This window comes from Kurthia sp. FSL E2-0154 (assembly GCF_038003625.1).
Taxonomy (GTDB): Bacteria; Bacillota; Bacilli; order Bacillales_A; family Planococcaceae; genus Kurthia; species Kurthia gibsonii.
In genome coordinates this window covers 2,649,693-2,663,208 of sequence record NZ_JBBOPO010000001.1, presented here as the reverse complement: position 1 = coordinate 2,663,208, position 13,516 = coordinate 2,649,693, and the positions used below count along the sequence as shown (strand labels likewise).

The 13,516-nt window shown below is 36.3% G+C and carries 11 protein-coding genes and 2 tRNA genes; 2 read left to right on the top strand and 11 right to left on the bottom strand.

What is annotated here, in order from left to right; genetic code table 11:
* Positions 1-74 precede the first annotated feature (74 nt).
* Both hpt and tilS read right to left on the bottom strand, forming a co-directional pair.
* The gene (gene hpt, locus MHB75_RS13275) at positions 75-617 is read right to left on the bottom strand and encodes a hypoxanthine phosphoribosyltransferase (RefSeq protein ID WP_068456705.1); all 543 of its coding nucleotides are present in this window, start codon (positions 615-617) and stop codon (positions 75-77) included.
* A 28-nt stretch (positions 618-645) separates the two neighbouring features.
* A complete protein-coding gene (tilS, locus tag MHB75_RS13270) occupies positions 646-2,052 on the bottom strand; it encodes a tRNA lysidine(34) synthetase TilS (RefSeq protein WP_340998223.1) in 1,407 nt (468 codons plus the stop codon).
* Positions 2,053-2,334: 282 nt separating this feature from the next.
* On the opposite strand from tilS, the gene MHB75_RS13265 reads away from it, so the two are divergent.
* Positions 2,335-2,408 (top strand) — tRNA-Met (locus MHB75_RS13265).
* 5 nt (positions 2,409-2,413) lie between these two features.
* Positions 2,414-2,485, top strand: a tRNA-Glu gene (locus tag MHB75_RS13260).
* 229 nt (positions 2,486-2,714) lie between these two features.
* Here MHB75_RS13260 and MHB75_RS13255 read toward each other — a convergent pair.
* The 9 genes from MHB75_RS13255 to MHB75_RS13215 form a co-directional block, all read right to left on the bottom strand.
* Positions 2,715-3,158, bottom strand: coding sequence for a S1 domain-containing RNA-binding protein (locus MHB75_RS13255; protein ID WP_068456711.1), 444 nt, complete (start codon positions 3,156-3,158; stop codon positions 2,715-2,717).
* Between the two features lie 293 nt (positions 3,159-3,451).
* Positions 3,452-3,868: an FtsB family cell division protein gene (locus MHB75_RS13250; RefSeq protein ID WP_340998219.1), complete on the bottom strand. Its 417-nt coding sequence runs from the start codon at positions 3,866-3,868 to the stop codon at positions 3,452-3,454.
* 118 nt (positions 3,869-3,986) lie between these two features.
* On the bottom strand, positions 3,987-4,277 hold the full coding sequence (locus MHB75_RS13245; protein WP_141274471.1) for an RNA-binding S4 domain-containing protein: 291 nt from the start codon (positions 4,275-4,277) through the stop codon (positions 3,987-3,989).
* Positions 4,274-5,734 carry a nucleoside triphosphate pyrophosphohydrolase gene (gene mazG, locus MHB75_RS13240; protein WP_340998217.1) on the bottom strand — a complete coding sequence of 487 codons (1,461 nt, stop codon included), beginning with the start codon at positions 5,732-5,734 and terminating at the stop codon, positions 4,274-4,276. The genes MHB75_RS13245 and mazG overlap by 4 nt, the downstream gene beginning before the upstream one ends.
* 11 nt (positions 5,735-5,745) lie before the next feature.
* Positions 5,746-7,335 (bottom strand): putative polysaccharide biosynthesis protein, encoded by a 1,590-nt coding sequence (locus tag MHB75_RS13235; RefSeq protein WP_340998215.1) that lies wholly within the window; start codon positions 7,333-7,335, stop codon positions 5,746-5,748.
* 85 nt (positions 7,336-7,420) lie between these two features.
* Positions 7,421-10,942, bottom strand: a complete 3,522-nt coding sequence (gene mfd, locus MHB75_RS13230) for a transcription-repair coupling factor (protein WP_141274468.1) — start codon at positions 10,940-10,942, stop codon at positions 7,421-7,423.
* A 73-nt stretch (positions 10,943-11,015) separates the two neighbouring features.
* Positions 11,016-11,579, bottom strand: a complete 564-nt coding sequence (gene pth, locus MHB75_RS13225) for an aminoacyl-tRNA hydrolase (protein ID WP_141274467.1) — start codon at positions 11,577-11,579, stop codon at positions 11,016-11,018.
* 153 nt (positions 11,580-11,732) lie between these two features.
* The gene (locus tag MHB75_RS13220; RefSeq protein WP_141274466.1) at positions 11,733-12,371 is read right to left on the bottom strand and encodes a 50S ribosomal protein L25/general stress protein Ctc; all 639 of its coding nucleotides are present in this window, start codon (positions 12,369-12,371) and stop codon (positions 11,733-11,735) included.
* A gap of 181 nt (positions 12,372-12,552) precedes the next feature.
* Positions 12,553-13,512, bottom strand: a complete 960-nt coding sequence (locus MHB75_RS13215; RefSeq protein ID WP_068456734.1) for a ribose-phosphate diphosphokinase — start codon at positions 13,510-13,512, stop codon at positions 12,553-12,555.
* Positions 13,513-13,516: the final 4 nt, after the last annotated feature.

Sequence of the window (13,516 nt, the reverse complement as noted above, 5' to 3'; positions counted from 1 at the left end):
TCATATGACTATTTGCGCGTACAATTTAAAAGCTTTGTTTTAAACAAATTTCAAGTGAAATTTGTCACATTATTTTAAAATGAATAAACTGATTTTTTCAGCACGCCAATATATGGTAAGTTACGATATTTTTCTGCGTAGTCTAAACCATAACCAACAACGAACGCATCTGGTACGTCGAAGCCTACATAGTCTGCTTCTAGCTTCACTTTACGTCCTGATGGCTTATCTAATAATGTTACGATTTTAATTGATTTTGCTTTACGATATTTAAATAAATCTACTAGATAGCTTAGTGTTAAACCTGAATCGATAATATCTTCAATGATGATAATATCGCGACCTTCAACACTTGTATTCAAATCTTTTACGATTTTTACTTCACCCGAAGATACCGTTGCGTTACCATAGCTTGTTACATCCATGAAATCAATTTCGATGTATGCATCAATACGCTTCATTAAATCTGCCATAAAAGGCATAGCACCTTTTAAAACACCCACTAATAATGGGAATTTGTCTTGATAATCAGCTGTTAACTGTGCACCAAGTTCTTTCATTTTTTCTTGTAATTGTTCTTCAGAAATTAATACTTCTTCGATGTCCTTTTGAAGCATATTTGTATCCTCCTTAAATATAAATAGATTACTGCTTTGGAGCGGTATCTATCATTAATACTACACCATCATCTATTGAACGCATATCTTCTTGTAAAAGACGACTCACTCGTAAATCTAGAATCGCTAAAATTTGATTCTTTGCATCCACAAGAATAGGCCATGTACTTCTTTTTGACTGCGGTATTTTCGCATCAATTAAAATGCGTGATACCTTTTTAGAACCATTCACACCTGGTAAGTACATACGATCACCAACTTCTTTTGTTCGAATGGTTAAAGGAAGTTGTTGTGTAGACAGTATGTAACTTTTAACGTATTTACTTACTTGTGGCGCTGAACTTTTTTGGAACACTCCTATTTTACAACCATTTATTAAGGTGACCCATTCACCTAATTGCAGCTGAAGTGGTTGGACGACTTGCTGTACTTGTGGACGTTTTGTTAAAACCAAAACATCATATGTGCGAATCGCTCTTCCTCCTAAAGGCAGTGAAATTTCGTTATGTCCATCTGTTTTTTGAATAAGCTCTAAAATAGCTGTCCACAGTGCATGACTTTGCGCAACGATTGTATCTTTGTAAAGATATTTTAATAGTAGTAGAATGGCTCTTCTTTGTAAAGCAAGTGACTGCTTTTGAAACGGAAGAATTCGCAGATAAATCTCATCATCATTTTTTTGTATTTCACACTGTTTTAAAACACTTTCTGCTTGCTCGTTTAAATAAACATCTTCTGCTTGCTCTTTTTCGGTAAAATACTGAAAAGCTGCTGCAACTTGTGGATTCTCTTTCTTCATAAAAGGAACGACATGGTGGCGTATACGATTTCGTAAATAATCGTCTTTTGCATTACTTGCATCTTCTCTATACATTAAAGATTGGCTATTTAAATACGCGACGAGTTGTTCTCTTGTTACACTTAGAAAAGGACGAATAATTTTAAATGAGCGCCAAGATTTCTCAGCAGACATACCTAGAACCCCTTGGATATGAGCTCCTTTTATAAGAGCCATTAATACCGTCTCCATTTGGTCATCAGCATGGTGTGCCACAGCTAATTTATTGTAATGATGTTGCTTCATCACTTGTTCAAAATAGTGATACCGTTCTCTTCTACAAGTGTCTTGTAAATTACCATTCTCTCTTTTCAAAATTTCAGAAATTGGAATATCTGTAGAGAAAACAGGGATTTCTCTTTCCTTACAAAAATCTTCTACAAACTGTCGATCTTCATACGACGCTTCACCGCGTAACATATGGTTTACATGTACAGCTGCTAAATCAATTGCATAATGTTTTTGATAAGTGTGTAGAAAGTGTAAAAGGACAATCGAATCAATTCCACCTGAACATGCAACTAAAATGCGATCTCCAGATTGAATCAACACATGAGTTTGAATATATTCATTCACTTCCTGCTCAAATTTGACCATCTCTTTCACCTCTTAGCTTTATCATAGCATTTTACAGAGGTAGAAGTAATAGAATAAAGTATTGAAATCCCTCTTCTTATCAAATATTTTATAAATCAATACCAAATAAGATGGTATTATTTTTCATTCTTTATTTAATACCCATTTTTTTCTAAAAAATGCTATAAATATTGTAGAAAAACAAATACTTTTGCAAAGTATTATTTTTTTTTCAAAAATGGGTTGACGGTATCACAATCCTCTTGTAATATAATCTATGTTGTCAAAAAGATAGCAACTAACGGCGACCTAGCTCAGCTGGCTAGAGCGTTCGGTTCATACCCGAAAGGTCGGGGGTTCGATCCCCTCGGTCGCCATAATCGGCCCCTTGGTCAAGCGGTTAAGACACCGCCCTTTCACGGCGGTAACACGGGTTCGAATCCCGTAGGGGTCATATTAAAAGAAGCTTTCCAATTAGGAAAGTTTCTTTTTTTGTTTTTTTACGATAATAATAAACTAATTGAATCATGCTATATAAGGAATTTATTGCAATTATTATAAACAATCGTTTTAAAATGGCTATTTTCGATAACTATAAAAAGGTGAGAGAATTCTTAACCAAGAATTCTCTCACCTTTTAAGATCTATTCAAACACTTTTTCTATGACCAAAGAGTTTGCAAATTAACCTCTTTTTGCTCCACGGCCACCGCGTTTTGATTCAGTTGCACGCTTTAATGTTGTTAGACGGTCTTCACTGTCTTTTAAGAAACGTGCCATTTTTTGTTCGAAGTTCTCTTGCGGTTGACGGCTCTCGCCACGATTTCCGCCACCACGATTATTGTTATGACGAGGACGTTGCGGGCGTTCTGGACGCTCTGGACGTTCTGCTTGAGGTTTTGCTTTACGAATTGAAAGTCCAATTTTACCATCAGCTTCCACATTCATTACCTTAACTTCAACCATTTCTCCAACTTTTAAATGATCGTTAATATCTTTTACATAGTTATCAGCAACTTCACTAATATGCACAAGACCTGTTGAGTTATCTGGTAATTCAACGAATGCTCCAAAATTTGTAATACCTGTTACTTTACCTTGCACTTTGCTGCCTACTTCAATTGCCATAAAAAAAATGCTCCTCCTTAGAATTTAAGCGACTATCTCTAGTCAATAACCATATTGTGTGGTACTTTTCTTCAATACTTCATTGTTCTACCCATATACACTATATGAATATCCACTGCAAGTAATTCAGCCGTAGTCCGACGGGAATGATATGCAATCGCTCATTCATCTGTATTGCTTATTCTTATTTTACAATAAGACGCGTCAGATGAACATATTTAAAGTTCCAATGACTTTAAACTTGCTTATGACTTACTCTTATTATAACGATGAAAAAACACGTGTCAACAACACTACTTCTTTTCATTTTCCGTAAGATCTATTCCTTCGTCGTCTTCTGAGTCTTCTGGTAAATGGAATATTTTCTCACCTTTTTTAGATAAAAATAAATCTTTTCGTACAATCTTAGCGATGTAATCATCATCATCTAATTTTACGAGTTGCGTATTTAATTCCTTCTTATATTGCTTTTGTTCTAACTTTTCTTTTTTTAATGCTACTTGTTCCTGCTGTTCTTTTTTCAGTACTTGATGCTGATTTATAATTGTAAATACTAATGTACCCATAATTAAGAAGAAAACTGTACCCATAATAGCGAGATTTCGATACAGTGAAACTTTTTTATTATGTAGTCTTTTTTCACGAAGCTCTTCTTGTTTTGCAAATTCTGTATGAATACGACTTACTGTATTACGCTTTCTTTCAGACACAATCTCTCCTCCTTTTTTTGACCAATCTATTTGTTCATTATAAAGGAAAATCGATAAATATTGTATTGGTAAACTATATTTTTTCAATAAATTAACAAAAAATAGTTCTTTTTTCTACTTATTCTTCGTCATCAATGAATTGTGGCTCAATTTTTTCAAGTCTTTCTTCTTTTAAGATTGTATACATTGTACTTGCTTCTTCTTTGCGAACGACGTCCTTTAATAATTCTACTTTTACAGTAACAATCTTTTGCCCGAAGCGAATCGCTAATTCATCACCCACCTTTACTTTACTCGCTGCTTTTACCACTTTCCCGTTGATTTCAATCCGTCCTTGATCAGCTACTTCTTTTGCTAATGTACGGCGCTTGATTAAACGTGAGAGTTTCAAAAATTTATCTAATCTCATAATGATTCTCCTTCTTTATCTTTAGCTTCTTGCCAAAATTGTAATAATGCCTCTACTGAATAATCTTCCCACTTACTCTTCACTTGCTGCTCTACATACCCGAAACGTTTTGCAAATTTTGCATTTGCTAATACCATCGCTTCTTCAGCAGAAATCTTATAATGACGTGCTACATTCACAAGAGTTGTTAGTACATCACCGAACTCTTCAACTTGTTGCTCTTTTGTTCCTTTTTCAATTGCTTCTCGTAATTCAGCCAACTCTTCTTCCACTTTACCCCAAAAAGCTTCAGTTGTACCCCATTCAAACCCTAATTTTGCTGCTTTTTTTTGATAATTATATGAAGTTTGTAACGATGAAGCTGTACGATACTCACCTTTTAGTACAGATTCATCTTCATAGTTCTGGTGTTCTTCTTTTTTAATTTTTTCCCAATTCGCATTAATTTCCGCAACATTTTCAACTTGTACATCACCAAAAACATGAGGATGACGACGAATCATTTTTTCATTAATCGCTTGAATAATATCTTCTAAGTTGAAGTAGCCTTCATCTTCACCAATTTGTGCATTCATTAAAACAAGCATTAACAAATCGCCAAATTCCTCAATCATATGATCATCATCTTGTTCATTTACTGCCTGGATTGCTTCATGTGCTTCTTCAAGTAAATAACGTGTTAAACTTTCATGTGTTTGCGCACGGTCCCATTCGCACCCTTCTGGACTACGAAGTGTGGCAATGATTTCACGCAATGTTGAAAACTCCTTTAATGCCTCTTTTGCATCTTGAACAGGTGGAACATAGACAGTTGTTAAATTATTAATTTCCGCAACGTGATCTAATTCATATAATGGTACCGTTTTAATGACTTCCTCTTTTGAACCTGCTGCTGTTACAATCGTTACTTCATAATCATCTGGATATTTCTCCATCAACGTTAATTTTACATGCGAAGCACTAATTTGGTCATACACTTGTGCAATTAATAAATGATTTTGCATATGCACGTGATGAACTGAGAACGTTGCACCATCTACCATTTGGAAACCGTCAATCGGATCAATTTTAAGCGTTGTAAACATCGCATCTAAAAAGCTTTGCCCGCCTTCAATCGATAACTGAATCTCGCCTTTTTTCTCCGCTTCAATTAATAGTTGAATCGTCATTTCCGCAACAAGTGGATGACCTGGAACTGCATAAAGAACAGATTCCTTTTCAGCTTTTTCAATTAATGTAGAAGCAATTTCTTGATATACGGGTAAAAATTCATCATGCTTTTCATACACTTCATCAAAACTGATAAATGATACACCCTCTTTTTGCAATTCCGCGACAACAGGATGATCTAATGTACGCATATATACTTTTTTTACATTTTTTAATGTTCGATAAACACCCATCGGTAACTGTTCAAAGTCACCTGCACCTAAACCTACAACTGTAATTTCTTTCATTTTTAACCCACCTATTTTCGATTTAAAAATAATTGTAATGCCGCCATCTTACTGCCAAGCGGTAATAACAACCATTCTTTTACTGTAAAAATTCGATAACGTGTAATACATAAAATAAAGATACTCCCACCAATGATGACTAAGAAAAGCATCATAATTGCTGCATATAAACGACTATCAATTGCTAAAATCTCGTCAAATATGCGAATACCGCCTACAACGAAGATCATACAAACTGTTGCATAACCGGTGATTTGATAAAACAGACGACTGGCTAACTGAATATCTTGTTTCTTTTTTAAATAATACACTAAACTACACGCACCTACGATTAGAGCTAGATTACTCGACCATGCTGCACCTACTATTCCAAAATAGTGTACGAATGGTTTTGTAATTAGTATTTTGATCAACAAGCCGATTGCTAAAATGTACGTAGGACCTTTACGATACCCTAAACCTTGTAAAATCGCTGTAATTGCCATAATCATTGAAAGCATAATAATTTGAATAACATAGACCGACAGTACATCTGATAAATCAGCTGTTTCAAATAAAGCTTTATTCAAATAAGGCATAATGAGCATTAAACCAACTGTTGCTGCTACACCAAAAAGAAGTGTTGCTTGAAAAGTAACACGAATGAGTTGGCGCATTTGCTCCCCTTTTCTTTTTTTCATTGCACTTGCAATCATCGGTACAATGGCCATAGAGAATGATGTAGCGATGACTAATCCAACTTGTACAAGTGGTTGACCACGATCATAAATCCCCTTCTCTTTCATCGCATCAATTGGTTGTTCAATATACTGAACGAGCGTATCAAATACGGTAAACGCATCGACAATTTGAAAGAAAATCAACAGCAGACTACTCATACTCGCACTGACACTCACAACGAGCATCTTCTTTAAAAATTCACGCTTTCGAACAACTGTATTTTCTTTGTTAAGTAAATAAATCGACTGACGCTTTTTTCTCATATATAACATTAGAAGTAGGACACCCATCCATTCGCCACTAACTGTCCCTAGAACAGCGACTGCTCCAGCTGTATATAATGACTGCGAAGTAGCCATAACATAAGCTGTACCGCCTAAAATAACGGTTACACGTACAACTTGTTCAATCACTTGCATCACAGCGACGGTTTGTAGATTACCATGTGCTTGTAACTTCCCTTTATACATAGATAATGTCGGTACTGTAAAAATAACAAGTGAACCAATTTTCAATAAAAAGCCGAGCTGTTCATCACCCATTGCACGCGCAAAAAAATCTGAGGCACTATACATGCCAATAAATAAAAGAATTGAAAATACCCATAGCGCGCGATATAACAATTGCGATATCGCTTGTTGTCTTTTCAACGGTTGACCAAGCTCATCTGCAATCATCTTCGAAACAGCAATCGCTAGACCACTCGATGTCCATGTCATGAAAACAGCCACAAACGGATAGACTTGTTGATAAATAAAGAATCCTTGGTCCCCCACTAAGTTTTGAAAGGGGACACGATAGACCATACTTAATACTTTTACAAAAAGGGCTGCCATCGTTAAAAGGGCAACTCCTTTTGCATAGCCTTTTACTTTTGTCATTCGCATCCTCTTTCCATTACTACATTTTTTTGAATACTTATGTAAAAAGGAGAAACTACTTCTTTAGTTCCTCCTTTCACAAAAATTATGCAGGATTCTCTTCTTTTAGTGAAGCTGGTAATAATTGAACAACCGCTTCAACCAAATCAAAAACATCTTGATCTTTTGACATCTTTCGTTCATCAATTGTTAAAACAAGTTTTCCATCTTCTAATGTAAAACCAACTGCTCGTCCTAAAACCATTGAATCAGAAACCATCTTACTACCATCAATTCGTTGTGTACCCTCCATTGATAGTGTAATACGATACATTTTATTTTTTAGTTTGATGGACTCTAAGCCAACTTCTAATCCCCATGCTTTCATACGTGCAATACGCATTAAGCGGTCCACTTCGATTGGCAAGTCACCAAAACGGTCTACTAATTCTTCGGAAATTTCATGATAAGCTTCTTCTGTTTCAATCGCTTTAATACGCTTATACATTTGAATTTTTTGATAACCGTCTGGAATATACGTATCCGGTAAATAGGCATCATACGGAAGAAGAATCTCGATTCCTTTTTCTTCTGTCTTCTTCTCGCCTGTTTGTTTTTCAGTTACGGCATCTTCAAGCATTTGTGAATACAAGTCAAAACCAACTGAATCAATAAAGCCATGTTGCTGCGCACCAAGTAAATTACCTGCACCGCGAATGGATAAATCGCGCATCGCAATTTTAAAACCAGAACCAAGTTCCGTAAATTCTTTTACGGCTTGTAAACGTTGTTCTGCAACTTCTGTTAACACCTTATCACGTTGATACATGAAGTATGCATAGGCAACACGATTAGAACGCCCTACACGTCCACGTAATTGATAGAGCTGTGATAACCCCATACGGTCTGCATTGTTCACAATGAGCGTATTAACATTTGGAATATCAATTCCTGTCTCAATAATCGTTGTTGTAACTAATACATCAAATTCGCCTTCTAAAAAGCCTAAGATGATTGATTCTAACTCATTCTCCGTCATCTTCCCATGCGCATACGCAACACGTGCTTCAGGTACGAGTGTTTGAATTTGATCGACTTGTTTTGCCATATCCTCTACACGATTGTGTAAGTAGAAGACTTGTCCACCACGCGACATCTCACGCTCAATCGCTTCTCGTACAAGTGCGCCATTATGTTCCATGACATACGTTTGTACTGGGAAACGGTTTGCAGGAGGTGTTTCAATAACCGATAAATCACGCACACCGACCATCGACATATGAAGCGTACGTGGAATCGGTGTTGCGGTTAACGTTAGCACATCAATATTTGTTTTCAATGTCTTAATTTTCTCTTTATGTGTGACACCAAAACGCTGCTCTTCATCAACAATTAATAACCCTAAATCTTTATAAATCACATCTTTTGATAAAATACGATGTGTCCCGATTAAAATGTCTATTTGTCCATCTTTCAAGGCTTTTAATGTTTCCGTTTGTTGTTTACGTGTACGGAAGCGGCTAAGTAAACCGATATTAACCGGAAGGTCTTGGAATCGGTCAAGCATTGTTTCGTAATGTTGCTGTGCTAAAATCGTTGTTGGCACTAAGAAAGCGACTTGTTTACCATCTAAAATCGCTTTATACGCTGCACGAATGGCTACTTCTGTCTTTCCATAACCTACATCTCCACAAACAAGGCGATCCATTGGACGTTCACGCTCCATATCCATTTTCACTTCTTGAATTGTACGTAGTTGGTCTTCTGTTTCCTCATATGGGAAGGCAGCTTCAAATTGATGCATCTCATCACCATCAGGAGAGAAGGCAAAACCTTTTGCTGCTTCGCGTTCAGCGTATAGCTTAATTAAATCATCCGCAATATCTTGAACTGCTTTTGATACTTTCGTTTTCGTCTTTTTCCACTCTGCTCCACCTAATTTATGAAGCTTTGGTTCTTTATCTTCTGAACCTACATATTTTTGAACTAAGTCAATTTGATCGACTGGTACATATAACTTATCATCTGCACGATAACGAATATGCAAATAATCTTTATAGTTCCCGTTAATTTCGAGTGTTTCAATGCCAATATATTTACCAATACCATGATGTACATGGACGATATAATCCCCTGGTTTAATCTCTGTATAGCTTTTAATTCGTTCAGCATTGGTCATCGTTTTAGGACGTGCTTTACGTTTCTTTTGTTGCTTAAACAGCTCATCTTCTGTCACGATTGCTAATTTCGGAATCGGCATCTCAAAACCATTAGTTAAAGCACCAGACATAATGAAGACACCCGGTCCATTCGGTTCACCGAGTTGTACTTCTACGCCGTGGTCTGCCAATAGATTTTGCAATATATCAATTCGTTCTTCATTTTCTGTTAAAAATAGCGTTGTAAAGTCACTTGACACCCAACGTTCAATTTCACTATTCAACAGAGCAATCTGTCCGTGGAAATGTTGCATCGGTTTACATGAAAAATTACGTGTTGTTGTAAACGTCATTCCTTTAAATCCGCGCGCAAATAATGCAAAGAAGATTTTTTGTTGCTCAATATTCGCAAGTAATTCTTTAAAGCTGAAAGATGGTTTCACACTGTGCAACATCTTACCGAGCTCAATCATTTCAAGCAGCCATTCTTTTTCTTCAGAATCCCATGCTTCCATTGTTTCTTGAATTCGTGTTAATTCATCAAAAATTACAATGCCATCTCGTTTGAAATAATCACCTAAAAAAGTTGGATTTTCATATAATAAAGAACCATAGCGATTTACGTACTCAGGTAATTCACCTTGTTGTAATAGCGCAATATCTGCTTGTACATTTTCATAAAGTGCTGTTTTTACTGCATCTGTTTTTACCTTTTTTAAACTTTCACTTAAACCAGCTTCTAAACGTTCTGCAAGTGCATGTCGTTCATCTGTTGATAACACAAACTCCATCGCTGGTAAAATCACCATCTCTTGTAATTTCGCAATTGAGCGCTGATCATCTGCTGAGAACGTACGAATCGAATCAATCTCAGTATCAAACAGCTCAATTCGAACAGGATGATCATCATATGGCGGATAAATATCGATAATTCCACCTCGAACAGCGAACTCGCCGGGAGTTGTCACCATACCATTTCGCGTATAGCCCATCATGACTAATTGCTTCAGTAGCTCTTGTGTATCTAAATCATCACCGAGTTTTAACGTATAACGTAATGATGACCACTGCTCTTTCGGTGTCATTACTTTACGCATACCAGCAGCAGGGATAATATAGATTCCTTGTACATCATGAATCATATGATCCAGTGTTGCGATACGCTGTGCACGTAATTCGGGACTTGCTAAAGCCATATCTGCCGCGATAAACTCATCTGCTGGGTAGTAATGTACTTCATCACTACCAATTAATTTTGATAAGTCCTCATACAAAGACTGTGCTTGCAACATATTCGGTGCAATCATGTAGATTGATTTTTTTGTTTCTGCATACATTGTAGCGATGAAAGCCGATCTTGCGCTTCCGGATAATCCTGTTACAAGTTGTGCAGGTTGTTCTCTTCTTATATCTTCAATTAATGCTGCTACTTCCATGTCTTTCATCAATAACCGACGTAAGATTTCCATGTTTTCCTCCTATTCTTCATATAGAAAAAGGCTTTGGTAAGTTGTTTACCAAAGCTACACGCATCTATTCTTTTTACTTTTGATTAAATTTATTCATGACTTCTACGAATGGCTTCTCTAACCAATACATGCTTGCATCGGCTGCTTTTTCAAAGGACTCTTGCATTAATGGCTGATCTTCTTTTGAAAAACGTGCTAGTACATAGTCTGACACCTTCATACCTTGTGGTGGGCGATTAATGCCAATGCGAATGCGATTAAATTCCTGTGTTCCTAAATGTTGAATTAAAGACTTAATCCCATTATGTCCACCTGCACTACCTTTTTGACGTAAACGTAATTTACCTTTTTCTAAATCAAGGTCATCATATATTACGACAATGTCTTCTATATCAATATCAAAATAATCCATCAGTGGTCGTACACATTCTCCTGATAGATTCATATATGTTAATGGTTTTAATAAAATGACTTTACCCTCTGGACGATGTGCCGTACCATAGATACCATTAAATTTCGTTTGGTTTAATGTAATTCCCATGCGGTCTGCCAATACATCAATTGTGTCAAAACCTACGTTATGATGTGTATGTTCATATGGCTTACCTGGATTCCCTAATCCAATGATTAATTTCATATCTACTACATCCTTTTCTGTACTAATCCTTGTTATTTTAACATACCCCATCTTTTTAAACAAAATACGAATACTTCGAACGTTTAAACAGAAACAAAACGCAACGACTCTACTAAAATCGTTGCGTTTTGTTTTTATTTAATTCATATCTATTTAATTTTCTAGTGGTGATGGATTTTCAACTTCCTTACCATTATCTGCTTCTACTTCTCCTTCTTCTAATGAAGGTTCTAAGTCTTTGTCAGATACTGGCGGTAAAACTGTAGCAAGTACAAAATCATCTTCATGTAGGACATCAAAGTCTACTTGTTCACGAATATCTACTACAGCAAGTGAATCACCAATACCAAGCTCTGTAATATCTACTTCGATTGATTCTGGAATATTTGAAGGTTCAACGAATAAAGTAATTTCGCGATTTGGCTGTTGTAATGAGCCACCCTCTTTTACACCAACTGATTCACCAACAATCAGAACTGGCACTTCCATCTCAATTTTACGATTCATATTAACTGCTAAAAAGTCTAAATGAATCAATGTGTCTTTTAATGGATCTTTTTGAACTTCTGATAATATAGCATTTACGTGTTTCCCATCTAAGTCTAAAGATAAGACTGCATTTCTGCCTTCTTCACGTAATTTCTTCTCAAGATCTCGTTCGTTTACTGCGATTGGAGTGGTATTTACTTGATAGCCGTACACAACTGCTGGCACAAAACCATCCTGTCTTAATTCTCTTAAAACTGAATTCTTATGTGCTTGTCTTTTCTTTACTTGTAAAGTTTCTGGCATGTTTCATTTCCCCTTCCGTCTCATAGTTACACCTAATACACATACCCTGTTTTAAGTGCTATAAACATGGAGCAAATGAATGCGTTTGGCATTCTTACAATACTAGGACGCTTCACATGATAATTTGTTGCATAAAAAAAGAACAGATGAGGATGAACCCCACCTGCTCTCATTCGAATGATTAATCGAATAATTTTGATACTGATTTGTTTTCGTAAATGCGAACGATTGCATCTGCTAACAATTTTGCAACTGATAGTTGTGTAATTTTCGCGATTTTCTTTTCTTCTGGTAATTGGATTGAATCTGTAATTACTAACTCTTTAATTACAGAGTTATCGATACGCTCGATCGCTGGGCCTGATAATACAGGGTGTGTACAAGAAGCATATACTTCTTTTGCACCTGATTTTAATAATGCATCCGCACCGATTGTAATTGTACCAGCTGTATCAATGATATCATCGATTAAGATACAAATTTTACCTTCTACATTACCAACGATGTTCATAACTTCTGCTACGTTTGGTTTTGGACGACGCTTATCGATAATCGCGATTGGTGCTTTCAAGCGTTCTGCCATTTTACGTGCACGTGTTACACCACCGTGGTCTGGTGATACTACGACGATATCTTCTGGGTTCCAACCTTTTTGACTGAAGTAATCAGAGATTAATGGAACACCAACAAGGTGGTCGATTAAGATATCAAAGAAACCTTGAATTTGTGGAGCATGCAAATCAAGAAGTACAACGCGTGTTGCACCTGCTGTTTCTAGTAGGTTAGCCACTAATTTAGCCGTAATTGGTTCACGTGAGCGTGCTTTACGATCTTGACGAGCATAACCATAGTATGGCATTACTACGTTTACTGTACGAGCTGAAGCACGTTTAACAGCATCGATCATAATTAATAACTCCATTAAGTTTTCGTTTACTGGAGCGGAAGTTGACTGCACGATGAATACGTCACAACCACGAATACTTTCCTCAATACTGATTTGAATTTCTCCATCACTGAAGTGTTTTACAGAACTTTTACCAAGTTCTACTCCCATTTCTTTTGCAATCGAAGCTGCAAGTGGTTCGTTAGAATTCAGAGAAAAGATTTTTAATTTTGAGTTAGCATATTGATACGGCATGATG